Source organism: Sphingomonas bisphenolicum (assembly GCF_024349785.1).
Lineage (GTDB): Bacteria > Pseudomonadota > Alphaproteobacteria > Sphingomonadales > Sphingomonadaceae > Sphingobium > Sphingobium bisphenolicum.
Map to the genome: position 1 here is coordinate 410,261 of NZ_AP018817.1, position 24,773 is coordinate 435,033.

The window sequence follows — 24,773 nt, forward strand, 5'->3', positions numbered from 1 at the left end:
CCTACCCTGATCAGATTTTCTTGTCGGCGGCGGGGGCTGCGGGCGCGGCGTCAGCCGTCTTCTCCGCTGCCGCTGCGCCGGCGGGCTTGCCGCCCTGCGACAGCACCCACTGGTCGAACTGGGCCGGCGGCAGCGCTTCGATCGCGATCGGCATGAAGCCGTGGCGCGCGCCGCACAGTTCCGAACATTGGCCGTAATAGACGCCCGGCTTGTCGATGGTGAAGCTCTTCTCGTTCAGGCGGCCCGGAACGGCGTCCATCTTCACCCACAGCGAGGGCACAGCGAAGGCGTGGATCACGTCGGCGCCGGTGATGATCAGCTTGATCGGACGGCCGGCGGGCAGGACCAGACGATTGTCGGGCGCGAGCAGATAGGGCTCGCCATTGGCCTTCGCCTTGTCTTCCGGCAGCATGTTGGAGACGAACTCGGGAATGCCGTTGTCGGGATATTCATAGCCCCAATACCATTGGTAGCCGGTCACCTTGACGACGACGGCGTCCTTGGGCGCGGGCTTATACTGGTCGGCGAGCAAACCGATCGAGGGGACCGCGACGACCAGCAGGATCACGACCGGCAGCACGGTCCAGATCACTTCGATCATGGTGTTGTGTGCGGTCTTCGACGGGATCGGGTTGGCGCTGCGACGGAATTTCCACATCGCATAGAGCATCAGGATCAGCACGAAGATGGAGATCGCGAAAATCAGCGGGATCAGCATCTTGTCATGCAACCAGCGCGCGGTGTGGCCGGTCGAGGTAAACTGTTCCTGCAGGGTGAATTCGCCCGGTCTGGGCATACCGATGCCTTCGGTCGGCTTCATCCGCGGCGGCGCAGCCACCGTGGCGGCGGGCGCAGCCTCGGCGGCGTTGGCCGATTCGGCCGGCGCGGCGGCATTGGCCGCAGCCGGTGCGGCAGCGACGGCATTGTCCTGCGCCAGCGCATGTCCGTTCAGCCCGAGTGCTGGCGCGAAGGCCAACAACCCGGCGAGAACGAGCGATTTCACCTTTTTCATAGCGTCTTCTTACCCCGTAACCCCTTGGCGCCGCTGCAACGAAGACACGCATGAAGCGCATGATCCTCGTCCGGTCGGTTCTGCCGCGGCTTATAGGCATGGTTTTCCCGTGCCTCAAGCACGCAGGAGCAGATTTTCTTCGCTGTTGCAACGCTCCCCTTGGCCGCCTATTTCGCTGGTCCGCGCACAGGGGCGCGATCATGGCGCGCCACAGGTGCGTCGTGCTGATGGATTGGCGGGCCGCGCAGACACGCGCCGGGCCGCGCGACAGGACATATGACGGCATGACAGACGAGGAAGTATTGGCGGAATTCCGGGCGGCGGGGGCGCTGCTCGAAGGACATTTCATCCTGTCGTCCGGGCGACGCAGCGCCAATTATCTGCAATGCGCGCGCGTGCTGATGAACGCTGAACGGGCCGGCAAGCTGGCCCGCGCTACGGTGCAGAAATTACCGCGCGAAGTACGGCAGGAGATCGATCTGGTGGTGTCGCCGGCGATGGGCGGCCTGATCATCGGCCATGAAGTCGGCCGCGCGCTGGACAAGGATGCGGTGTTCCTGGAGCGGCCGGAGGGCGTGTTCGAGCTGCGCCGCGGCTTTGCGATCACGCCGGGACAGAAGGTGCTGATGGTCGAGGACGTCGTGACCACCGGCCTGTCGTCGCGCCAGGCGATCGAAGCGGTCGAGGCGGAGGGCGGCATCGTCGTTGCCGAAGTCGCGCTGGTCGACCGGTCGGCGGGCGAAGTGGACCTGGGCGTCCCCTTCTACCCGCTCGTGTCGATCAACTTCCCGGTCTATGAAGCCGATGCGATCCCGCCCGAACTGGCGGCGATCCCGGCGATCAAGCCCGGCAGCCGGAAGTAACGCGATGAACCAGCCCCTGCGCCTTGGCGTCAATATCGACCATGTGGCGACCATCCGCAACGCGCGCGGGGGCGCGCATCCCGATCCGGTCAAGGCCGCGCTGCTGGCGGCAAAGGCCGGAGCGGACGGCATCACCGCGCATCTGCGCGAGGATCGGCGGCATATTCGCGACGAGGATATCGCCACGCTGATGGCGGCGCTGACCGTGCCGCTCAATCTGGAGATGGCCGCGACGCAGGAGATGCTGAACATCGCCCTGCGCTACCGGCCGCACGCCGCCTGCATCGTGCCGGAAAAGCGCGAGGAGCGCACGACCGAGGGCGGGCTGGACGCGGCCGGGCAGTTCGAGACGTTGAGGCCCATCGTCGCGGCGTTGAGCGCGGCGGGGATTCGCGTCAGCCTGTTCATCGAGGCGGACGCGGCCCAGATCGACGCGGCGATCCGGCTGGGCGCGCCGGTGGTGGAGTTCCACACCGGCGCCTATGCCCATCTGACCGGCGAAGCGCGCGCGGCCGAACTGCGCCGGATCGCCGACGCCGCGGCGCTGGCGGCCAAGAACGGGATCGAACCCCATGCCGGCCATGGCCTGACCTTCGACAATGTCGCGCCGATCGCCGCCATCCCGCAGGTCGCCGAACTCAATATCGGCCATTTCCTGATCGGCGAGGCGATCTTCGGTGGGCTGGAAGGCAGCATCAGAGAGATGCGGCGCCAGATGGACCTGGCGCGGTGAAAGTGAGGGGCGCGTGATCATCGGCCTCGGCTCCGACCTCTGCAATATCGAGCGTATCCAGAACTCGCTCGACCGGTTCGGACAGCGCTTCGAACAGCGCGTCTTCACCGAGGTCGAGCAGGCCAAGGGCAATCGCCGCCCCTTCACCAAGGCAGGCACGCTGGCCAAGCGCTTCGCCGCCAAAGAAGCCTTTTCCAAGGCGGTCGGCACCGGCTTCAAGGCGGGCGTGTTCATGAAGGATATCGGCGTGGTCAACGCCCCGTCCGGCGCGCCGACGCTCAGGCTGACCGGCGGTGCGCTGGCGCGGCTGGAATCGATGGTTCCGGCGGGGCATAAGCCTGTCATTCACCTGACGCTCACCGACGATCATCCATGGGCGCAGGCCTTCGTCATCATCGAAGCCCTGCCCCAGTGAGCAACCTTCCCCCTAGCGAAAGCCCGCCCGTGACGGCCATCGACCTGCCCGAAGAGACAATCGCGGATGCGCAACCCGAGGGCGGCGACGCCCGATCCCCGGTCAACTGGTTTCACGAACTCAAAAGCATCGTCCTGCTGATCCTCGCAGTGCTGGCGTGCCACAGTTTCGTCGCCAAGCCCTTCTACATTCCCAGCGAATCGATGATGCCGGTGCTGCTGACCGGCGACCGGCTGGTGGTGAGCAAATTTCCCTATGGCTGGTCCTATGTCTCGCCCAGTTTCCACCCCCTGCCCTTCCTGAAGGGCCGGGTGCTGGGCCGCCTGCCCGACCGCGGCGACATCGTCATCGTCAGCCCGCAGAACCGGCGCGAGGATTATATCAAGCGGGTGATCGGCCTGCCCGGCGACATCATCGAGGTGCGTGGCGGCCAGGTGATCCTGAACGGGGTGGCGGTGAAGCAGAAGATGCTCAAGCCCCTGCGCCTGGCCGTCGATGGCAACGCCCCCTGCCCGCCGCTGCAATTTCCCGGCGCATTGGTGACGGGCAAGGACGGCAAGGACTATTGCGAACTGCCGGTGCGGCAGGAGATCCTGCCCAACGGCAAGACCTATGTGACGATCGACATGGGGCCGAGCGCGCTCGACTGGTATGGCCCGGTGCGGGTGCCGGCCGACCATGTCTTCCTGATGGGCGACAATCGCGACAACAGCGCCGACAGCCGTGCGCCGCTGGAGGAAAACGGGCTGGGCGGGCCAGTGCCGTGGGAGGCGATCGGCGGGCGGGCGGAGTTCATCACCTTCAGCCTGGACGGCGACGCGACCTGGAACCCGCTGACCTGGGTCCATGCGCTGCGCAGCGGCCGGGCCGGGAACAGCCTGCGACCGCAGAGCGTTGCACCCCCGCAATGATTTGAAAGGGGCAACGGGTTTTGAGCGACGCGCACGAGCATCATGTCGAATTGCCCGGTCCCAGCGAAGTTCGCAGCCCGCTCGTACAGCAGGAACTGAAGCGCGCCGGCGTCTGGTTTGCGCTGGCGGTCGCCATCGGCCTGGTGGCCTTGCTGGCGCAGCCGCTGCTGCTGGTCATGGGCGCGCTGGTGCTGGCGACGATGATGGACGGCGGCACCCGACTGATCGGCCGCGTCCTGCCGATCCCGCGCGGATGGCGGCTGACGATCGTGCTGCTGGGCGCGGTCGCCTTCATGGTCTATACTTTCTACCTCACCGGATCGAGCCTGGCCGCGCAGGCGCAGGCGATGCGCACCATCGTAGAGACGCAGGTGGCGCGAATCGGCGGCTGGATGCAGCAATTGGGCATCACCACCACCCCCGAAGACCTCAAGAGCCTCGCCAGTCAGGCGATGAGCAGCATGGGACGCGTCACCGCGGCGGTCGGGACGGCCGTGGGCGCGATCACCAGCGGCGTCATGATGCTGGTGCTGGCGATCTTCATCGCGGTCGAACCCAAATTATACGAACGCGGCGTCGCCTGGATGCTGCCGATCGAGAAGCGCGCCCATTTCTATACGGTTGCCGACAAGATGGGCTGGACCCTGCGCCGCCTGATGTTCGGGCGATTGATCGGCATGACGGTGGAAGGCGTGGGCGTGTGGCTGTTCCTGTGGGCCGGCGGCGTGCCGATGGCGGGGTTGCTGGGCATATTGACCGGCCTGTTCGCCTTCCTGCCCAATATCGGATCGATCATATCGGGCATCCTCATCATCCTCGTGGGCTTTTCCGGCGGGACGCATACCGGCCTCTATGCCTTCGGCGTCTATATGGCGGTGCAGATCGTCGACGGCTATCTGATCGTGCCGATGGTGGCCAAACGCGCCACCGATCTGGCCCCTGCGCTGGTGCTGGCCGCGCAGATATTGTTCGGTGCGCTGTTCGGCATCATGGGGCTGTTCCTGGCCGATCCGATCGTGGCGATGATCAAAGTCTATCTGGAGGAACGCTCCAAGGCGCTGAAACCGCAGAATCCGACGCCGCCCCTCCCTTCGCCCGACGCCTAGCCGCGATCGGCGGGGCCACGCGCCTGTCCGCTCCCTTGCCTCGCTCGCGCGCCCGTCGAACCGGATCGGGAACAGCAGGGCCTGTCCAGCGCTTGGGATTATGATAGGCTGGACAATATTGGAGAGGACATCGCCATGGCTATCCCGTTGGACAAACAGAAGAAGCTGCATTTCGACCTGAGCAATGTCGGCCTGCGCGCCCATGCGACCGCAGTCGGCCTGTTGCAACTATGCCTGGAATTGCGCCGCGCAGGCGTGCTGGACGAAAGCGCGGTCGATCGCATCAAGGGCGCGATCGCCTGCGATATCGAAGTGTCGGCGCCGCGATCGGTGGCTACGGCCGAATATCGGCGTGACATCAAGGCGCGGCTCGACAAGCTGTTCGCCGGCGAAGAGAAGATCGGCAGCGCGGATGCGCTGGCCTTTGGCCTCAGCGCCGAAGATGACGGCGTCTGCCAGGGCCACGCCTGATTCGGGCAAAGAAAAAGGGGCCGCGGTAACCGGCCCCTTTTCGCGATTCGTCCTGGCTTGACCGCCTAGAGCGATTTACGATCCGATTGCATCGGATCAGCCGCTCCAGCTTTTGTTTTTACGCGATTTCCGAGTCATCAGATGATTCCATCTGATTAGAAATCGCTCTAGTTGCCCTGCTGCGGCCCGGCGCCCTGCGGCATCGCGCCCTGTTGCTGCTGCATCTGCTGTTGCAACTGCATCAGTTCGGCCTTCGACTTGAAGTCGTGCAGCTCGACGTCGAACACCAGCACGGAGCCGGCCGGGATCGGGCCGGCGACCTGGTCGCCATAGCCCAGCTGCGGCGGAATCCAGAGGCGGTACTTGCCGCCCTTCTTCATCTTCTGCAGCCCTTCGGAGAAGCCCGGCACGACGCCGTCGATCGGCATCGGCGCCTGCGGATTCTCGTCGAACACCGTGCCGTCGAGCAATGTGCCCTTATAGCCGACCAGCGCCACGTCGGCGGGGGTCGGGCTGGCGCCCGTGCCCTCCGACAGGATCTTATATTGCAGGCCGGACTCGGTGGTCACCACGCCACTGGCATGGCTGTTCTGCGTCAGGAACGCCGACGGCGACGGATCGACGCCCTGTTGCCCCGCCCAGGCGAGACCGCCGGCCGCCAGCGCAACGGCGGCGACGCCGATCCAGAGACGCGTCAGCGACCCCTTGGCGATAGGACGAAGGGGTACGGCCGTCGTGGACATGGCGTATGCTCTCGCAAATTAGGGCAGGGTGTTCGGCAGGATACGGGGCGGCGATGGCGCACAGGCCGGGGACCGCCCCGATAGCGCTTACTTCGCGCCGTCGCGCTCGGCGCGCTTGCGCTCCATCTTGCGCGCACGACGGACAGCCGCCGCCTTTTCGCGGGCGCGCTTTTCCGAGGGCTTCTCGTAGTGACGACGCAGCTTCATTTCGCGATACACGCCTTCACGCTGCAGCTTCTTCTTGAGCGCGCGAAGAGCCTGGTCGACATTGTTGTCGCGAACGATGATCTGCATAAGTCCGTCAATCTCCAATCGAAAACGAGCGGTTCGCCGGGATTTTTACATCCTTCCCGACGGGCCGACCGAATAGCAAAGCCAGTGAGTCGTCGCAGGTCACCCTACGCCATGTGGGCGGCGCCCTATCAGCAGGCCCGCGCAAATTCAACCCTAAAGCCTTCATACTCGACAAGCCGAGCATGCGGGCGGATAGTGGCGACATAAAGATAGTGGAGGATCGCCATGGCCACAGCCGCCCAACACCCCGACATGTCCGCCGCCGAATGGGAGGCGCGCCAGCAGCTCGCCGCCTGCTATCGCATCTTCGACCAGATGGGCTGGTCGGAGCTGATCTACAACCATATCACCCTGCGCGTACCGGGAGAAACCGGCGCTTTTCTCATCAATCCCTTCGGCCTGGGCTATGACGAAGTGACCGCGTCCAACCTGGTCAAGATCGACATAGACGGCCAGGTGCTGGACGGCAGCCACTATCCCGTCAACCGGGCGGGCTTCACCCAGCATAGCGTGTTCCACCGGCACCTGCCCGACGCCCATTGCGTCATCCACACCCACACCACTGCGGGCATGGCGGTGAGCGCCTGCGCCGAGGGGCTGAAGCCGATCAGCTTCTACGCCGCGGCCTTCATCGGGCGAATCGCCTATCATGATTTTGAGGGCGTCACGATTCGCGCCGAGGAGGGCGAGCGGCTGATCGCCAATCTGGGCGACCGGCGCGTCATGCTGCTGCGCAATCATGGCACGCTGGTGATGGCGGGGAGCCTGCCCGAAGCCTTCCTGACCCACTGGCTGCTGCAACGCGCCTGCGAAATCCAGGTCGCGGCCGGCGCGGCGGGGACGCCGATCGACATTCCGGCAGACGTGATCGCGGTGCATCAGCGCGACCTGAGCGCCGTGCAGCTACCGGTCGGGCCGGGCGTGCCGGATTTCCAGACGATGGTGCGGCGCATCGACCGGATCGATCGGGGGTGGCGGGAATAGCGATTCGCCGCGCTCAGGGGCGCGGACAGCTCTCGCCTTCTGCCACCATGCGGCGCACCTCCTGCGCGGCGACCTGGGCCAGCCAGGCGCGGCGCTCCGCCTTGTCGGCGTTCTGCTCCGCCAGCTTGCGCGCGGCCTGCGCCTCGTTGCGCTGCTGCACCGCCATCCGGGCGTAGGTGAAGGCGGCGATCGACAGGCCGCTCAGCACTAGGATCAGCAGCAGGGCGGCGGCGGACAGGGCCGCGGCGATTCGCCGGGTGCGGCGCTGGTCGCGACGGTAGAGCGCGGCATAGGGCGCGCCGAGCAGGCCCGCGATCAGCTTGAGCTTGACGATGTTGCGCTCATTCTTCTGCAGGTCGGGCGCCAGCGGTTCGAGCGGCTGGCTGCGGTCCAGTTCGCCCGCCTCGTCCAGCGCGAACAGCAGGGGCGCGGGGAAACAGTCGGTGTCGGGATCGCCCGGCACGCCCGCGGCGATCAGCGCGAAGACCGGCGCGTCGGGATTGAACCGCTTGAACGAGCGGATTTCCTTGTCGACCCAGACCGACCGCGCCGCGGTGGGCGAGCAGATGACGATCAGCGCATCGGACCGGGCGAGCGCACCCTGCAATTTGGGGCCGAGTTCGGCGGCCCCGGCCAGTTCGTCCTCGTCGCGGAAGATCGGGCGCAGCCGGGCGGGGATCGGGCCGCGATCGCCCGCCGTCCCGACCAGAGCGCGGGGTACGCGGTAGTTTTCGATGGCGCGGTGGAGCCAGCGCGCGACCTTCATGTCGGCATGGCTGTAGCTGATGAACGCGGCGTAACGCCCGTCGCCGCCGACCGCGCCGACCAGCGCCGACAAATGTTTGTGGGCATAGCCCGCCAGTTCCGCCCCGCCCGCAAGCACTGGCTTTCCCACCGCTGCGGCAGTATCCACAGGGGACGAGAAGATCTTACCGAGGGGATTGGACATGATGCGGAAATTCCTGATCGCGGGCGCCGGAATGGTGGGAGCGATGATGGCGCTGAACGGTCCGGTCATGGCGCAGGAGAATGTCGCCGCTACCGCTCCGCCGGTGGCCTCTCCGCCGGTCGCTTCCCTGCCGGTCGCACCTCCCGCCGCGCCCGCCGATCCCTTCGCCCAGGCGATCGCCGCGCGGCAAGTGGCCGACTTCGCCCGGCGCGAGCGCGATCCCCATGCGATGCTGACCGCCGCGCGGATGCTGCAACAGGTGCCGATGACCGATGGCGCGACCCCGGCGCAGGGCGACGCAGCCTTTTCCCCCGACGCGCTGTTCGCCGAGGCCAAGGCGCTGGCGCGCGACGACCAGGCGCTGTTGCTGCAAATCCGGCTGGCGCAGTCGGCGTCGGGCCGCGGCGTGGTCGCCTCCGCCTTCGGCAAGGGGCTGGTGCGGCGCGTACTCGACGTCAATCCGCGCAACGCCTATCGCTTCAGCGTCACCGCCAAGGGTGGCGAGCCGCTGCGCATCGGCGCGATCGGCGATATCGGCACCAACATGTATATCCGCCTGCTCGATGCGTCGGGCAAGCAGCTCTGTCTGGACGACAATGCCGATTATGCCCCGGTGTGCGCGGTCACGCCGCGCGCGTCGGGCCAGTATCGGGTCGATATCGGCAATAAAAGCGCCGCCAGAAGCCGGACCGTAATCCTGAGCAACTGAGGCGCACGGCGGCATATCAGTTGCCGGTATAGAGTTCGCCGATCGACAGGCTCGCCTGCCCCCCGGCCCTGGCGAGCAGGTCGCGGATCGGGCCGACCAGCCGGGCGGCGGCGCGCTGGTTCTCGACCGTGCGCAGCAGCAGGCGGAAATCGTCGGGCGGCTGCGGCGTCACCAGCGCGACGACATGATCGGCGCCGAAGGGCGGTATGACCTGGCTGTCGAGGACGGGCAGCGACTGGCCGGCGGCCAGTTCGCCCTTGCCGTCGGACGCGGCGACCGGAAAGAGCCGCTGTACCGTGCCGTCGGACGCGATGTTGAACACGGTCGCATAGCGCTGGCCGGGCGGGGGTGCGCCATCCGCCGCCTGAACCGGGGCCAGCGCCAGCGTGACCGGCGCGCCGGACGGATAGCGCGCCCCATTGTCGAGCGGGCCGACCATCAGTCGCGCGCTGCGTTCCGACAGAAGCGGGCGCAGCGCCTCCAGCGCCGCCCATTTGTCGATGACGCCGCGCACCTGCGCCGCGCTCTTTACATTCTGGGCGACGATGTCGCCGGTGCGGCGCAGCATCGCCTGCGCCCGCGCGTCCCAGACGAAATCCGCGCCCTGCCCGTCGGTCAGGATGCGCCAGGGATAGTCGCCGCTGACGCTGGCGCGCGCCTTCAGGTCCGCGACATAGAGGCCGGGCAGCGGCGGCGGGGCCGGCGGCGCGGGTGGCGGCGGGACCGTGGCGAACAGCCCCTGCCCTTCCCGCCCCGGCGGGATGACGGTATTGCTTTCCTGTCGCTGGCCGCTCAGCATCCGCACCTGGACGTTGAGATAGGCGCCCAGTTCGCCGATCGACAATGTGCCGTCGCCATCCTGGTCGGCGGCCATCCCCTTCCCGTCGGCGCGCGGCGTGGTCACGCCCTGTTCGAACGACCAGGTCAGGAAACCGCGGGTGGGCGCCCCCTCCACCGGCAGCGCATTTTCCCAGGCGATCTGATCGTCGCGCGCCGCGCTGATATAATAGAGGTTGGGCAGGTCGTCGCGGGTGGCGCTGACCGGGGCGGCGTCGCCGGACGCCAGCACGCTGGCGAAGCGCGGGGCCGGGCGCGACCCCAGTTCGACATTGCGCGCGCCCAGCGTCAGCCGCGGGGTCATGCCCATGGCGCGCGGATCGACCGACCGATGCAGCGTGCCGGAATGGCAGGTATCGGCCATCATCAGCACCTGCACCCCCTTCGGCACGTAAAGGGACAGCCAGGTGTAGAAATCCTTGTCGACGATGAAGCGCTCGGCATCCTTCACGTCGGGATCGAAGCCGGGCAGTGGCAGGAACTGGTCGGTATCGCCGTCGCGCGTGCCCTTGACCGCGGCTTCGGCCAGCGCGCCATGGCCGGTATAATAGAGGAATATCCAGTCGCCCGGCTTGGACCGCAGGCCCAGCGCATGGAGCGCGGTTTCGACCGTGGTGCGGCTGACGCCGTCATTGCGCAGAACGGTGACGTCGCTCGCGCCCTGACCGCGAATCAACGCCTCCATCGCCGCCAGATCATTTTCCGGCCCCACCAGATCCATGATCAACTTGGACTGGAACTGCCACGCCCCCACCAGCAAGGCGCGCGTTTCCGCATGAGCATAACCTGGGTTAGTCATTATTGTGACAAAGCCGGTCAATACTGTTGCCCAGAGTCCACGTCGCCCCTTCGACATTAGGATTCCCCCGCGCTTTTTTGTTGCCTCGACAGATATATATCCATAGTCTCAGAAAGGTAATCGGGGCAATAACTATATCTTGACTCGGAGCGGACAAATGGCCGTGTTGCGTTGCACTATAGTCGTTGCTTCTTTCGTGTTTTTTGCTGGCGGTGCGACTAACGCCCTGGCGCAGGCTGATAACGCCCCGCCGTCCGAACAGGCCCCTGCAGAGGGCGCAACGGGTCGCGGCGTGCGGATATTGCCGCCGGAGCCACCCGCCCCCAAGCCTGTTGCACAGGAGCCACAGGCGCAGCAGCCCGTCCACGCCGTCAATCCCGGTCCCGCCGTCGATCCCGGCCGGCAGGCGCCGGTCGCCGCCGCGCCAGTCGCGGCTGCACCGGTCGCGCCCGTGCTCAAGAGTTGCGATCGTCCGGTAGCCAAGCCGACGCTGCGCTTTACCGATCCCGCCCGCTTCGACCAGGCGCTCAAGGCCAAGCTGCGCCGCGGCCGTGCCGTAGTGGTCGATCTGGACACACCCTATCCGGCGGACAATGAAGCGCCGTTGCCGCTCGGCGCCTGGCTGAACGAGGTCAAGCAGAGCGGCGGCGCCGTCAGCGTCGCCCCCTATTGCCAGAAGGGCCGCGGCTTTGGCGGCTTCTTCGCCAAGCTGTTCGGCGGCGGCCCGGCCGAACCCTATAAGGCGGCGCGCCGTTATGACGCGGTGCTGCATGTCGATGCGGTCGACCAGGTCGTGACCCAAGTCGAATTCGCGCCGCGCAAGGCGGGGCAATGATCCACAGCCTGTCGGGGGGCCGGCGCGGCCTGATCCGCGCGCTGGCCGCCGCCTTGGCGCTGGCCCTGCTTGCGCTGGCAGGGCCAGCGCAGGCGGCGGACGAACCGCGGCTGGCGCTGGTGATCGTCAACGGCGCCTACCAGGCTTTCGACAAGCTCGGCTCCACCTATAGCGATGGCGACAAGGTCGCGACCGCGCTCAATGCCACCGGCTTTATCGACGCCAGCGGGACAGGTCCGGTGCAGGTGCGCCGCGACCTGTCCCGCGCGGCGATGCTGGAGGCGGTCGCCGATTTCCGCGCGAGGCTGGCTGCGGCCGGGCCGAAGGCGTTCGGCACCCTCTATTTTTCCGGCCATGGCGCGGCGCTGGGCAGCTATGGCGACGTCATGCTGCTGCCGGTCGATGCCGGCCGCGACCTGACGCCCGAAAGTGCGACGCTGACCCGCGCGGCGCTGACCCATAATCTGCTGGGATCGGGTGCGAAGACGGTGCTGATCGTGCTGGACATGTGCCGCAACGTCCTGCCCGCGCCGCCGCCGTCGCTGACCCAGATGATCGCGGCCGAAACCGGGACCGAGGCGAGCGCGGTCGGCGAACTGGCGGGCAGCAAGGGGCTACGCCGCATGGTCCGCGCGCCCGCCGCCGCGGTCCGGCCGGATCAGGGCTATCTGGTCGCCTTTTCCACCAGCGCCGACCAGGTCGCTTTCGACGACGGCATCTTCTCCAAGGTGCTGGCCGAGGAAATCCGCCGGCCGCAGCAGAATATCGCCGATGCGCTCAAGCGCGTGTCGGATCGCGTGGCGCTGTCGTCGGGCAAGAATTTCCAGAAGCCGACCTTCGACTATGGCCTGCAGGGTGCGCCGCCCTGCTTCATTTCCTGCGACCGGGCGGCGAGCGATCGCTTCTACGACTGCGCCAACTGCCCCTGGATGCGGGCGATTCCGGCCGGGCTGACGCCTTTCGGATCGCCATTGTCGGAACCGGGACGCGGCGGGAACGAGACCGTGCAGGCCGATGTGAAGATCGACCGGCCCTTTGCGATCGGCGTCTATGAAGTCACGATCGCCGAATGGAATGCCTGCGTGCGCGACAATGCCTGCACGAAGCTGGGCAACTGGGCGAAGGAAAATCCCAATCCGCTGATCCCGGCGACCGACATCAGCTATGAGGACGCACAGGCCTTCGTCGCCTGGCTGACGGTCCAGTCGGGCCGCGCCTATCGCCTGCCGAGCGAGCAGGAATGGGAATATGCCAGCCGCGGCGGTGCGCCCACGGCCTTTCCCTGGGGTGACGACATCAGCCCGTCCATGGCCAATTACGACCATACCGCCCGCTATCACGGATCGGAGACGGCCCCCTATCGCGGCTATCCCGAAGCGGTGAACAGCTATCCCGCCAACAGTTTCGGCCTCAACCAGATGCAGGGCAATGTGTGGGAATGGACGTCGGGCTGTACCGACACGTCGTGCAGGGCGCGCATCATCCGCGGCGGATCGTTCGAAAGCGCCCCCGACGCGCTGCGGTCGGCCAATCGCTTCACCGTCCCGCCCGGCAAGCGCCGGCAGGACGCCGGCTTGCGCGTCGTGCGCGACCTGGAACCGGACGAGATCGGGGGATCGTCCTGACGCGGAATATCTGAGGGTTTGCGCCGGAAATGGGAAGCCGGCGCATCAAGAGGGGTAATATCGATGAAGAAGTTTCTGATCGCGGCCGCGGTTGCGGCGCTGGTGCCGGGTACGGCTTTTGCTTCGCCTTATTATGCGAGCATCGGCAGCCCGAACAGCCTGCAGCATACGGCGGTGACGACCGCGCTCAATCTCAACGATCTCGACTATGACGATGATCCCGACACGCCCGGTTTCGACATGGAGGGGGACGCCGACACGATCGGCGGCGCCTTCACCTATTGGGGCGGCGCAGGGGCCGAGGGCCAGCGCTACGAACTGCGCTACCAGAAGGCGTTCCGCCCTTCGGAGGGCAGCCGCGCCCGCGTGCTGATCGATCCGATCCTCAACGTCCTGCACGTCAATGACGGCCAGACCACGATTCTGGGCACGTTGTCGACGGGCGTCGAAATACCGGTGCAGCCCAACTGGCTCATCACCCCGCGCGTCGCCTATGGCGTGAGCGACAATGACGGCTATTTCGGCGCCAGCAACGAAGTGCTGACCCTGTCCGCCACCAGCCGCTACAAGATCGCGCAGGTCGGCCGCGGCGACCTGACCATCGGCAATATGGTCGGATGGTCCACCACCACCGATATCGGCATCGGCAAGAAGCTGCCCTTCTATTTCAAGGAGGATGTCTGGGCGTTCCGCAACGGCATCGCCTATCAATTGCCGTTCAAGGGACGGATGTTCGGCGGGCGGCAGGGATCGATGCGCGCCAGCTATACATGGACCAAGCTGACCGGCGATCCGCAGGCTTATGAAAATGTGCATGAAGCGGCGCTGAGCGTGGGCATCCGCACCCGCGAGGTTGAGCAGAAGAGCCGGGCCGAGCAGTTGCGCATCGGCCTGATCTACACCCATGGCACCAGCAGCTTCTCGCATGATTTCGATTATGACGCGGTGACGCTGACCGTGGGCTACCGCTTCTAAAAACAGCTATTCGGGAGGAACGGGTGATGACACGCCGTCTCGTCACATGGGGAAGCGTCGCGCTGCTGGCGCTGTCTGGTGCGGGCCTTTCAGCGCAGCAGAGCGACGACGCGCTGTTCATGACCGGGGCGGAGCCCGTTTCTCCCGAAGATTATGCCAAGCTGCCCAAACAGGGGCGGTTCCGCGCCTATCTGCCCAAGCAGGTGGACCTGTCCAACGCCTATCCGCCGCCCGGATCGCAGGGTCCGCAGCCCAATTGCGTCGCCTGGGCGACCACCTATGCCGCGCGCACCTTCCTCAACTTTCGCGACAAGAATGTGCAACCCGACGAACCGGCCGACCAGATGAGTCCGGCCTATGTCTATAACCGGCTGCGCCCGGCGGGGTCGCCCTGCACCGGTACCATCAGCATCGTCCAGGCGCTGACCCTGCTCAAGAATGAGGGCACGGTCAGCCTGGCCGAATTTCCCGACGACATGACCAAATGCGCCATTCCTGCGGCTGAGGGGCTGAAGGAGAAGGCGGGCAATTTCCGCCTGCTCGACTGGCGCGCGGTGGACCGTGAGGTCAAGGACGACTGGCGCACGCCGATCGTGCTGGACGACGTCAAGGGCGCCCTGGCGCGCGGCGCACCGGTGATATTCGCCATGCCGGCCCCCGCAGATTTCAAGGCGTTTCGCGGCGACGGCGTCTATCGGCGCGCGGAAAAGCCCGAAAAGGCCAATTATCACGCCATGGCGATCGTAGGCTATGACGAGGATCGGCAGGCCCTGCGCATCATGAATAGCTGGGGGCCGATCTGGGGCGACAAAGGCTATGCCTGGATCGATTATGCCACCTTCAAGCTGCTGACCGGGGAAGCCTATTCGCTCGAAGCGCCGGTCGCCCCGGCCGCACCCGGCACGCCGCCCCCACCGCCGCGCAGCGACGCCCAGATCTTCGCCGACCAGATGGCAGCCATGCCCTGCGGCGCGGTGTCGGTACAGGGCAAGAGCGTGACCGGCTTTTCCGGCGACCTCAACGCCATCGCCGCGCTGCGCGAAGCCTCCGCCAAGGCCGACCCGACCCGCAGCTTCGCGGTGCGCCACCTGCCCTGGCCGCAATGCGAGGCGGCGCTGACGCTAGCCGCGCCGCTGTCCCGCGAGGGAACCAGCATCGTCGCCCTGACCGCCGACGGCAAGGATCGCAGCGGCGACCCGGTGGTGATGCAGGAGAATGAGATTTTCGGCGTCAGCGCGACGACGAGCGCGGCGCGGCCCTATCTCAGCATCATCTACCTGCAGGCCGACGGCAGCGCGGTCGAACTGCATCGCGGCCATCCCGAACCCGACCGCAAGGGCGTGCGCCGCGTCACCATCGGCCTGTCGCAGGCGGCGCAACGCTATCAGGTCGCGCCGCCCTTCGGCCCCGAACTGATCGTCGCGCTGGCATCGGCCAAGCCTCTGTTCGGCGATGACGAGGTGGTGAACGGCACCGAGCGGCAGTTCCTGACCAGGCTGCGCGCCAAGCTGGCCGGGCGTCAGGGCGATAGCCAGAATAACAGTCAGGGTGCGGGCGTCTCCGCCGCCTTCGTCCGGCTCCAGACCAGCAACTGACCCCGGCCATGGGGGGCCAGCCGAACAAGGGGACGCCCAAAGCCCGCGGCGGCCTGCGACTGCCGCCGGTGGCGCCGGTCGTGCGCTTCGGCGCGATGGCCCTCGCTTTCCTGCTGGGCACCTGGGGTTTCGCCCAGGCTTTTGCGGAGGCCCGCATCGCATCGACCGTGATGCAGGACGCGATGCGGGCGATGCGGCTGATCGTCGGCAGCTTCCCGCAGGTGCTTGAGGGGCGCGACCTGCCGCTCTCGCTCGATATCGCGCGCTGGGCGCTGCCGCTGCTGACCTTCTGGTCGACCGCGGCGCTGGCATGGGAGCAGGTGCGCAATCCGCTGCGGCTGGCGCTGATCCGGGCGCGGGGCGAACATCTGGTGATTGCGGGCGACGAAAGCGGGGGCCTGGCCGCGCAGGCGGCGCGCGGCGCGCTGGCGGACGGGCGGCGGGTGCTGCTGTGGCCGCAGGACCGGCGCACGACCTGGATCGGCGACGCGCTGGAGGCGGGCGCGGCGGAGGTGGAACAGGGCGTGGCACAGGAGAGCGCGACCGGACTGGCGCTGGACAAGGCGCGTGCGGTGCTGCTGCTGTCGCGCGAGGCGCGCGGCAATATCGCGCTGGCGTCCGCCGTGCTGGCGCAGGCGGCGGCGGTGCGGCCGGCGGGCGATCCGGTCGATATCATCCTGCGCGTCGATGATCTCGACCTGCGACGCAGCGTCGAGCAACGCTTCGAGCATGGCGACCGGCGGACCGCGCGCGTGCGGCTGGCGGCATTGCCCGACATCGCGGCGCGGCATCTGGCGCTGGCCCGGCCGATCGACGGATTCACGCGCGAAGGACAGGCGGGGCGCGGGGTGCTGGTGGTCGGCTTCACGCCGCTGATCGAACGCTATGTGCTGCGGACGCTGGCGGGGGGCCATTATCGCGACGGCGGCAAGCCCGTTTTCGCTATCCACATAGCGGAGGCGGCGCAGAGCGAGGCGGCGTTTCGCGCGCGCAATCCGGGCGCGGACGGGCTATCGCCGCTGCGCTTCGTCGAGGCGCGGCCCGACCCGGCCGGGATCGGCATGCTGATCGACGCCCATGTCGCGGCGTCCGGCGAGCCGGTGGCGATCCTGATCGACCTGGACGATGACGACCGGGCGCTGGCCGTCGCGCTGGCGGTCGATGCGCGCTATCGCGCCGCCGCCCTGCCCGCCCCGCCGATCCATGTGCGGATGGCAGGCGCGCACGATCATCGCATCGGCGCGGGCATCTTCCCCTTCGGCGGCCTGTCCGACCTCGCCGACCCCGACATGCTGTTGCAGGACCGGCACGACGCGCTCGCCCGGTCGATCCATGATTTCTATCTGGAGGGCCGCTTTGCCGAGGGCGAGCGGATCGGCGTGCGCGCGTCGATGCAGGAATGGGAAGACCTGCCCGAAAGCTTCCGCGACGACAACCGGCTGGTCGCCGACTGCTATCAACTCAAACTGCGCGACATCGGCGCGCGGCTGGTCGAGGGAGCCGGACCGTCGCTCAGCCTTTCCCCCGACGAACTGGAGGAATTGTCGCGCGCCGAACATGACCGCTGGATGGCGGCCAAGCTGGTGCAGGGGTGGACCCATGGCGCGGTGCGCGACGACGCGCGGCGGCTGCATCCCGACATCATCCCTTATGATGACCTTAGCGAAGCGATCAAGGATCTGGACCGGGAGCAGGTGCGGATCATGGCGCGGCTGCTGGCGGCTTCGGGGCAGCGGGCGCTGCGGACGCTGACGGTCGCCCTGTTGCCGGGCGGCGAGGATGCGGCGCCCGATCCAGCCGCCTTGGTGGCGGCGCTGGCGGCCCAGTATCCCGACCGCGCGCCGCTCTTCGTCGGCGATCCGGCCGATCGCTGGTCGCTCCATTTGCTCGCCGCGCTACAGGCGCAGGGCCAGTTGGCGCAACTGGCCCTGGAGAGCCATGTGCAGGCGATCCTCGATCCGCTGCCGTCGGGGGAAGCGACCGCGGCGGCGGCGCTGGTGCAGGGCGCGGATGCGATCCATGCCGGCGACATGACGGCGCTGGCGGCGCGTGCCGACCTGCTGCTGGCGGCGGTGCCGGTCGATGATCGGCGCGCCATTCGCATCGGACCGGACGGCGCGATCGGCCGCGCGCCATGGACGCGCTGAAGGGCGGCCCCAAGCTGCTGGCCGCGATCGGCGCGGGGGCGTGGCTGACCGTGCGCGCGGGGCTGGGCATGGGGCGGCGCATCATCGCGGGCGACGCACTGGCGCAGCGGCAACTGGCGGACGGCCTGCCCCTGCATGTGTGGCGGCCGCTGCGCACATTGCTGCCGCTGGCCGCGCTGGCCGGGATCATCGCCGGGATCGGCGCGGGGCGGCTGCTGGCGCTCTATAATGCGCAGATCCCGGTGCTGGGCGCGCTGGCGGAGATTTTGCTGCGCGACATCGTGCCGCTGCTGATCGGCCTGTTCGCCTGCGGCAGCGTGTCGGTGGCGCTGTCGTCGCGGCTCGGCGCGATGGCGCTCAACCGGGAGATCGACGCGCTGGAGGCGCTGGGGCGCGATCCGGTCGCCCATGCGCTGGGACCGGCGTTGGCCGCGGTGCTGCTGTCCGCGCCGATCCATATGCTGCTGGGGGGGATCGCCGCGGTGATCGGCTGCGGCGTGCCGCTGGCGCTGATCGCCAATGTCGGCTGGCCGCTCTGGTCCGGCTTCGCCTTTTCCCACGAGGCCGCCGCCGCGATGCTGACCGGCATCGCCAAGCTATTGCTCTATGCCCTGATCGCCTTTGGCGTGGGCAGCGCGGTGGGGGCAAAGCCGGTGCGGTCACCGGCCGATATCGGCCGCCGTGCGACCACGGCCTTTACTGCCGGGCTGCTGGGCATCTTCAGCGCGGCGGCGCTGTGGACGGCTTTGCTGTGAGCGCGCTGCTGGCGTTCGAGCGGGTGAGCCTGGTGCTGGGCGGGACGCGGCTTCTGGATCAGGTGGACCTTGCCATCGAAGCCGGCGATCGGGTCGCGATCCTGGCGGACAGCGGTGCGGGCAAGAGCTGGCTGTTGCGGCTGGCGATCGGGCTGGTCACGCCCGGCAGCGGCACGGTACGCCTGATGGGCGTGGCGCTGGACGACGCGCCGCCGGATGTGCGCCGGTTGCTGCGCGCGCGGTGCGGCGTGGCGATGCAGGGCGGATCGCTGCTCGGCGACCTCAGCGTCGAGGAGAATATGCGGCTGGCGATCGGCACCGGCGACTGGTCCAAGGCGCGGCGCGGGGGGCGGCGGATCGACCGGCTGCTGCTGGAATATGGGCTGGAGCAGGCGGCGACGACCCGCGCCGACGCGCTGTCGATCGGCGAGCGGCGGCGTGCGGAACTGGCCCGCGCCTTCGTCCGCGATCCCGAATTGCTGGTGCTGGACGAACCGTTCGAGGGGGCCTTCGCGCGGGGCGACATGCTGGAGGCGCAGGTGCGTCGGCGGATCGTGCCGCAGGGCCGGGCGCTGCTGCTGCTGACGCAGGACCGGGCGCTGGCCGGGCGGCTGTGCGAGCGGGTCTATCGGCTGGAGCGCGGGCGCCTCATTCAGCAGGACGCGGCGGTCACGGTGCCCGCAGCCACATCCTGAACGAAGGCGGCGACCGCCTGTTCGATCGCGCCCTGGAAGGCGGCGGCGCGGACGGTGCCGGCGGCCGATGCGATCGGCCGGGTCGCGCAATAGCGGCCGGCCCAGATCGCTTTGCCTTGGGCGACCTGCGTCACGTCGAAGGCGACGACCGCCTGTGCGTTACCCGCTGCGCTCAGTTCCTCGAACCGGTCGAGCGTCGCCACCACGCGCCGGTCGGCGGCGAGCGGCAAGGCGGGGCCGGTGACGGTGGCGAAGCGGGTGCGCAGCCCGGCGACCAGTGCGCGGGCCAGACTGTCGGCGGGCGGCTCTTCCCAGAAATAGGTGGCGGCCTGATGGATCTCGCCGGGCGCGGCGGCATCGACATAGGCGTAGCGCATCCCGCCCGACAGGCCGCGCGCCTGCACCGCCGCAACCGTGAAGCTGGGGGCGGCGACCGGCCGGCCGGGCGCGAATTGGGGCGAGAGGCGCATGGTGACGGGCGCATCGCCCGCCTTGAGCGCGGCGCAGGCGGGGAGCGCACAGAGCAGCAGCAGCAGGACGATCGGCCTCATTTCTCTCCTCCCGGCGGCGGCGGATCGACGTAGCGCTGGCCGCGGATCGCATAGGTCGGATCGCCCGCCAGCCGCTCGCTCAAGGCCCCCAGACTGCTGCTGGTGCGCTCCAGATTGGCGCTGGTCGCCACCAGCGAGGCGGACGCGCCCTCCAATATGCCGCGTACTTCCCCGGCGCTGCTCTTGCCCTCCGCCAGCAGCCCGGCGATGCTGGCCTGATTTTGCGCCACCAGAGACCGGGTTTCGCGCAATATGCCGTTGAGCGCCGCGACGTCGATTTCGGACGCCCGGCCGGTCGCCTGCCGCACATGCGACAGGGTCAGGGCGATGTCGCCCCGGCCCGGCGTGAAGCTGCGGTCAAGCTGGGTGCTGAGGCTATTGAGCGCGGCGAGGGTTTGCGTGGCGTTGCGGGCGACCTGCGCCATGTCGACGGCGCCGCCCGATCCGTCACCCTGCAACAGGCCCGACAATTTCTGCGCCATGGCGTTGGCGGTGCGGGCGACATTGGCCGCCTCCCCGATCGCGAGCGCCGCGGTTTCGAACAGGTCGGCGGGGCGACGACAGCCGGGCAGCGCACCGGCGGCGTCCCGGCCCGGCACCGGATCGCAGCCATAGGCGCGGCGCGCGGCGGGGCATTGGGCGCTGCCGGTTTCCAGCGCCACCAGTTCGATGCGCGGGGCGGTGAGCGGATTGGCCGAGGCGACGGTGGCGAAGGAGCAGGCAGACGGCTGCCATTTGCGATCGATGCCCATGGCGACGGCGAAGGTGCGGCTTTGCCGGTTGAGGTCGATCGACCGCACCGCCCCGATCGGCGCGCCGCGGAAATAGACCTGGACGCCGGGCGACACCCCTTCGACATCGTCCAGCGTCGTGGCGATCACCCGCTGGCGGAAGAAGGGATCGGGCACGAGCGCGAGGATCGCGACCACGCCCAAGGCGAGCAGCGCGGCCCCCAATCCCCATCTGATCTGCGTCGTCGAGTCCGGCGTCATGCCCCACTCCCCCTGTAGCAGAACAGACCTGCGCGAGCCGCTTGTCAAGCAGCGATCAGGCGTCTCCGAAGCCGCCGCCGCCGGGCGTTTCGATGACGAAGGCATCGCCCGCGCGCAGCGACGCCGTGGCGGTCGGGCCGAGCGGCTCGACGCTGCCGTCGGCGCGCTCCACCCGGTTGCGGCCAACGTCCCCCGACGCGCCACCGTCCAGGCCGAAAGGCGGCACGATCCGGCGGTTCGACAAGATGCCGGCGGTCATATCCTCCAGGAAGCGGACGCGGCGCAGCGCGCCATTGCCGCCATGGTGACGCCCCGCCCCGCCCGATCCGGCGCGGATCGAAAATGCCTCCAGCAACACCGGGAATCGGGTTTCGAGAATTTCGGGATCGGTCAGGCGGCTGTTGGTCATATGCGTCTGCACCACGTCCGCTCCGTCGAAATCGGGACCAGCGCCCGATCCGCCGGCGATCGTCTCATAATATTGGTGGCGATCATTGCCGAAGGTGAAATTATTCATCGTCCCCTGCGCGCCCGCCATGACGCCGAGCGCGCCGAACAACGCGTCCGTCACGACCTGGCTGGTTTCGACATTGCCCGCGACCACGGCGGCGGGATAGCGGGGGCGCAGCATCGATCCTTCGGGAACGATGATCGTGATCGGCTTCAGGCACCCGTCATTCATCGGGACCGCCTCATCGATCAGGGTGCGCACGACATAGAGGACGGCGGCGCGCACGACGGAGACAGGAGCGTTGAAATTGCCCGGCAATTGGGCCGAAGAACCGGCGAAATCGATGGTCGCGGCGCGGGCGGCGCGATCGACATGGACAGCGACATGGACAGTTGCGCCATTATCCATGGCATAGGTGAAATGGCCGTCGGACAGGCGATCGATCAGGCGGCGGACGGCGGCTTCGGCCTGGTCCTGCACATGGCCCATATAGGCGGATATTGTTTCGATACCGTAACTATCGCTGATGCGGCGCAGTTCGCTCGCGCCCTTGGCGCAGGCGGCGATCTGGGCGGACAAGTCGGCGATATTCTGGTCGATGTTGCGGGCGGGCCATGGTCCCGACGCCAGCAGGTTGCGGATGGCAGCTTCCTGAAACACGCCCCGATCGACCAGCAGGATATTGTCGAGAACGATGCCCTCTTCCTCGACGGAGGTGCTGCCGGGCGGCATCGATCCGGGGGTGATGCCGCCGATATCGGCATGATGGCCGCGCGCGGCGACATAAAAGGACGGGGTGACGAGATCGCCCACGAACACCGGCATCACCACGGTGACGTCGGGCAAATGCGTGCCGCCGTCATAAGGCGCGTTGAGCGCGTAGACGTCGCCCGGCCGCATCCCGCGCCCGTCGATCGGCGCACCGTCCGCGCCAACCCCGCGCCGCCGCATGATCGTGCGGATGCTGTCGCCCATGCTGCCCAGATGCACCGGCATATGCGGCGCGTTGGCGACCAGATGGCCCGCCGCGTCGAACAGCGCGCAGGAAAAATCGAGCCGCTCGCGGATATTGACCGAGGAGGCGCTATGCTGGAGCGCGGCGCCCATTTCCTCGGCGATCGCCATGAACAGGCCGCCCATCACCTCCAGCCGGACCGGATCGACGGCGGCGGCGTCGCCGCTTTCGGGCCGGGCGCGTGGGATGTGGCGCGTGAGGATCAAATTGCCATGGCCATCGAGCCGCGCGCGCCAGCCCGGTTCGACCGCGGTGGTGGAGACGGGATCGATGATGAGCGCCGGGCCGTCGATGACGCTATCGGCGGACAGGCCGGCGCGGTCATGGACGGGCGCGGTGTCGCCGGCATAATCGACATGGGCCAGCGGCGGGGCGGCCTGCGCCGCGATCGCCGCGATGCCGTCCATGGCTTCGTGCGCCGATGCGATCGCCTCCACCCGCGCCATATCAACCAATATGCCCCCCTTGCCCGCAAAGCCGAAGCGCGCCTGATGCTGGGCCAGGAAATCGGCGCGCATGGCGTCCACATCCCCCAGCGGCACGTCGAACAGGCTGTCGGTGCCGTCATAGCGCAGCCGCAGCAGCGTTTCGGTCCGGTCGGCCTGCGGCAGGTCGGCGCGGGCGTCGGCGGCCAGCGCCGCCAGCGCGGCGGCCAGCCCATCGTCCCCCAGTCCATTTTCCCTTAGGGGCAGCGCGATCGTCTTCTCCCGCACCGCCCGCCGATCGGCCAAGCCCATGCCATAAGCGGACAACACGCCGCCCAGCGGATGGATCATCACCCGGTCCATCCCCAGCGCGTCGGCGACCAGGCAGGCATGTTGCCCACCCGCGCCGCCAAAGCTGGCCAGCGTATAGCGGGCGACGTCATGGCCGCGCGCGACCGATATGCGCTTGATCGCATTGGCCATGCTGGCGACGGCGACGGCGACGAAGCCCTGCGCGGCGTCGCGCGGCGTCATGGCGCGGCCGGTCTCCGCCTCCACCTGCGCGCAGAGGGTGGCGAAGCGCGCCTCCACCGCTTGGCGGTCCAGCGGCTGGTCGCCGTTCGGGCCGAACAGGCTGGGGAAAAAGGCTGGCTGGATCTTGCTCAGCAGGACGTTGCAGTCGGTGATGGTGAGCGGCCCGCCCCGCCGATAGCAGGCAGGCCCCGGCACCGCGCCCGCGCTTTCCGGGCCGACGCGAAAGCGCCCGTCCAGGAACGAACAGACGGAGCCGCCGCCCGCCGCGATGGTATGAATGCGCATCATCGGCGCGCGCAGGCGCACCCCCGCCACCCGCGCCTCATTGTCACGCTCATAGACGCCGGCATAGTGCGACACATCGGTCGAGGTGCCACCCATGTCGAAGCCGATGACCTCGGTGAAGCCCGCCTGCTGCGCCGTTCGCGCCAAACCGACGATGCCGCCGGCCGGGCCGGACAGCACGGCATCCTTGCCCCGGAACAGCGCGCCGTCAGTCAGGCCGCCACTCGACTGCATGAAGAACATGTCGGCCTGATCGCCCAGCGCATCGCGCAAGCCATCGACATAGGCGCGCAGCACCGGCGAGAGATAGGCGTCGGCCAGCGTCGTATCGCCGCGCCCGACCAGCTTGATGAGCGGGGCGACGTCATGGCTGGTGCTGATCTGGGTGAAGCCGATATCGGCCGCGATCCGCGCCAGCGCCCGTTCATGATCCGGGTAGAGATAGCCGTGCATCAGCACGATCGCGACGGCGCGCAACCCCTTGTCATAGGCGCCCTGCAGCGCGGCGCGGGCGGCCGCTTCATCGAGGGGCGTGCGGATCGTGCCGTCGGCCCTCAGCCGCTCGTCGATCTCGATGACATCGGCGTGGAGCGGATCGGGCAGGCGGATGCGGCGCGCGAACAGGTCCGGCCGTTCCTGCGTGCCGATGCGGATCGCGTCGCGAAACCCCCGCGTAATCGCCAGCAGCACCGGCTCGCCCTTGCGCTCCAGCAGGGCGTTGGTGGCGATGGTGGTGCCGATGCGCAGCGCACAGGGCGGAATGTCCCCGTCCGCACCTGCGCCCGTCAGCCGCCGCACCGCCTCCACCGCCGCATCGGCATAGCGTTCCGGGTCGCTGGACAGCAATTTGACGGTGTGCAGCCGCCCGTCGGGCGCGCGCGCCACCACATCGGTGAAGGTGCCGCCGCGGTCGATCCAGAAATGCCAGGTCATGGGCGCAGGTGATGGCGGCGCGGAGGTGGAATGGCAAGAGAGGGGTGGAAAGCAGCAGGGATCATTGGCCATCATCCACTACCGTCATTCAGCAAAGGCCGGGATGACGGAGAAATGCGGACACGCCGCTCCCT

At 68.0% G+C, this 24,773-nt stretch carries 23 protein-coding genes; 15 read left to right on the plus strand and 8 right to left on the minus strand.

Going from position 1 to position 24,773, the window contains the following annotated elements; genetic code table 11:
- Positions 1-10 precede the first annotated feature (10 nt).
- Positions 11-1,012 (minus strand): cytochrome c oxidase subunit II, encoded by a 1,002-nt coding sequence (coxB, locus tag SBA_RS01970; protein ID WP_224550354.1) that lies wholly within the window; start codon positions 1,010-1,012, stop codon positions 11-13.
- A 284-nt stretch (positions 1,013-1,296) separates the two neighbouring features.
- On the opposite strand from coxB, the gene pyrE reads away from it, so the two are divergent.
- From pyrE to SBA_RS02000, 6 genes are all read left to right on the plus strand, one after another.
- Positions 1,297-1,875 (plus strand): orotate phosphoribosyltransferase, encoded by a 579-nt coding sequence (gene pyrE / locus SBA_RS01975; RefSeq protein ID WP_261936657.1) that lies wholly within the window; start codon positions 1,297-1,299, stop codon positions 1,873-1,875.
- Between the two features lie 4 nt (positions 1,876-1,879).
- A complete protein-coding gene (locus tag SBA_RS01980; RefSeq protein ID WP_261935716.1) occupies positions 1,880-2,608 on the plus strand; it encodes a pyridoxine 5'-phosphate synthase in 729 nt (242 codons plus the stop codon).
- Positions 2,609-2,621: 13 nt separating this feature from the next.
- Complete coding sequence (gene acpS / locus SBA_RS01985) at positions 2,622-3,023, plus strand: holo-ACP synthase (RefSeq protein ID WP_224550356.1); 402 nt, start codon at positions 2,622-2,624, stop codon at positions 3,021-3,023.
- Between the two features lie 29 nt (positions 3,024-3,052).
- Positions 3,053-3,934, plus strand: a complete 882-nt coding sequence (gene lepB, locus SBA_RS01990) for a signal peptidase I (protein WP_390902364.1) — start codon at positions 3,053-3,055, stop codon at positions 3,932-3,934.
- 20 nt (positions 3,935-3,954) lie between these two features.
- Positions 3,955-5,040, plus strand: a complete 1,086-nt coding sequence (locus SBA_RS01995) for an AI-2E family transporter (protein WP_224550358.1) — start codon at positions 3,955-3,957, stop codon at positions 5,038-5,040.
- Between the two features lie 135 nt (positions 5,041-5,175).
- On the plus strand, positions 5,176-5,511 hold the full coding sequence (locus SBA_RS02000) for a hypothetical protein (protein WP_224550359.1): 336 nt from the start codon (positions 5,176-5,178) through the stop codon (positions 5,509-5,511).
- A 167-nt stretch (positions 5,512-5,678) separates the two neighbouring features.
- Here the strand turns inward: SBA_RS02000 and SBA_RS02005 are convergent, their stop codons facing one another.
- Complete coding sequence (locus SBA_RS02005) at positions 5,679-6,254, minus strand: FKBP-type peptidyl-prolyl cis-trans isomerase (protein ID WP_261935718.1); 576 nt, start codon at positions 6,252-6,254, stop codon at positions 5,679-5,681.
- An 87-nt stretch (positions 6,255-6,341) separates the two neighbouring features.
- On the minus strand, positions 6,342-6,548 hold the full coding sequence (gene rpsU / locus SBA_RS02010; protein ID WP_056686590.1) for a 30S ribosomal protein S21: 207 nt from the start codon (positions 6,546-6,548) through the stop codon (positions 6,342-6,344).
- A gap of 225 nt (positions 6,549-6,773) precedes the next feature.
- On the opposite strand from rpsU, the gene SBA_RS02015 reads away from it, so the two are divergent.
- Complete coding sequence (locus tag SBA_RS02015) at positions 6,774-7,532, plus strand: class II aldolase/adducin family protein (RefSeq protein ID WP_261935719.1); 759 nt, start codon at positions 6,774-6,776, stop codon at positions 7,530-7,532.
- A 13-nt stretch (positions 7,533-7,545) separates the two neighbouring features.
- On the opposite strand, the gene SBA_RS02020 is transcribed toward SBA_RS02015, so the two are convergent.
- Entirely contained in the window at positions 7,546-8,481 is a 936-nt protein-coding gene (locus SBA_RS02020) for a toll/interleukin-1 receptor domain-containing protein (RefSeq protein WP_261935720.1), read from the minus strand.
- Between SBA_RS02020 and SBA_RS02025 the strand changes: the two genes are divergently transcribed.
- Positions 8,480-9,190, plus strand: coding sequence for a hypothetical protein (locus tag SBA_RS02025; RefSeq protein WP_261935721.1), 711 nt, complete (start codon positions 8,480-8,482; stop codon positions 9,188-9,190). The genes SBA_RS02020 and SBA_RS02025 overlap by 2 nt on opposite strands.
- Positions 9,191-9,206: 16 nt before the next feature.
- On the opposite strand, the gene SBA_RS02030 is transcribed toward SBA_RS02025, so the two are convergent.
- Positions 9,207-10,826 (minus strand): DUF4384 domain-containing protein, encoded by a 1,620-nt coding sequence (locus SBA_RS02030; RefSeq protein ID WP_261935722.1) that lies wholly within the window; start codon positions 10,824-10,826, stop codon positions 9,207-9,209.
- 157 nt (positions 10,827-10,983) lie between these two features.
- On the opposite strand from SBA_RS02030, the gene SBA_RS02035 reads away from it, so the two are divergent.
- From SBA_RS02035 to SBA_RS02065, 7 genes are all read left to right on the plus strand, one after another.
- Entirely contained in the window at positions 10,984-11,661 is a 678-nt protein-coding gene (locus SBA_RS02035; protein ID WP_261935723.1) for a hypothetical protein, read from the plus strand.
- The gene (locus SBA_RS02040; protein WP_261935724.1) at positions 11,658-13,286 is read left to right on the plus strand and encodes an SUMF1/EgtB/PvdO family nonheme iron enzyme; all 1,629 of its coding nucleotides are present in this window, start codon (positions 11,658-11,660) and stop codon (positions 13,284-13,286) included. The genes SBA_RS02035 and SBA_RS02040 overlap by 4 nt, the downstream gene beginning before the upstream one ends.
- 63 nt (positions 13,287-13,349) lie before the next feature.
- On the plus strand, positions 13,350-14,261 hold the full coding sequence (locus SBA_RS02045; RefSeq protein WP_066599444.1) for a hypothetical protein: 912 nt from the start codon (positions 13,350-13,352) through the stop codon (positions 14,259-14,261).
- Between the two features lie 26 nt (positions 14,262-14,287).
- Positions 14,288-15,856: a C1 family peptidase gene (locus SBA_RS02050; RefSeq protein ID WP_261935725.1), complete on the plus strand. Its 1,569-nt coding sequence runs from the start codon at positions 14,288-14,290 to the stop codon at positions 15,854-15,856.
- A gap of 8 nt (positions 15,857-15,864) precedes the next feature.
- The gene (locus tag SBA_RS02055; RefSeq protein ID WP_261935726.1) at positions 15,865-18,003 is read left to right on the plus strand and encodes a RyR domain-containing protein; all 2,139 of its coding nucleotides are present in this window, start codon (positions 15,865-15,867) and stop codon (positions 18,001-18,003) included.
- On the plus strand, positions 17,991-18,758 hold the full coding sequence (locus tag SBA_RS02060; protein ID WP_261935727.1) for an ABC transporter permease: 768 nt from the start codon (positions 17,991-17,993) through the stop codon (positions 18,756-18,758). Before SBA_RS02055 ends, SBA_RS02060 begins: the two co-directional genes overlap by 13 nt.
- Positions 18,755-19,453, plus strand: coding sequence for an ATP-binding cassette domain-containing protein (locus SBA_RS02065; RefSeq protein WP_261935728.1), 699 nt, complete (start codon positions 18,755-18,757; stop codon positions 19,451-19,453). Before SBA_RS02060 ends, SBA_RS02065 begins: the two co-directional genes overlap by 4 nt.
- Here SBA_RS02065 and SBA_RS02070 read toward each other — a convergent pair.
- Genes SBA_RS02070 through SBA_RS02080 form a run of 3 tightly spaced genes read right to left on the minus strand, consistent with a single transcriptional unit; the run spans position 19,411 to position 24,639 of the window.
- Positions 19,411-20,004, minus strand: coding sequence for a PqiC family protein (locus SBA_RS02070; protein WP_261935729.1), 594 nt, complete (start codon positions 20,002-20,004; stop codon positions 19,411-19,413). The two genes, SBA_RS02065 and SBA_RS02070, sit on opposite strands and share 43 nt — an antisense overlap.
- Complete coding sequence (locus SBA_RS02075; RefSeq protein ID WP_261935730.1) at positions 20,001-20,996, minus strand: MlaD family protein; 996 nt, start codon at positions 20,994-20,996, stop codon at positions 20,001-20,003. The genes SBA_RS02070 and SBA_RS02075 overlap by 4 nt, the downstream gene beginning before the upstream one ends.
- 55 nt (positions 20,997-21,051) lie before the next feature.
- Positions 21,052-24,639, minus strand: coding sequence for a hydantoinase B/oxoprolinase family protein (locus SBA_RS02080; RefSeq protein WP_261935731.1), 3,588 nt, complete (start codon positions 24,637-24,639; stop codon positions 21,052-21,054).
- Positions 24,640-24,773 lie beyond the last annotated feature (134 nt).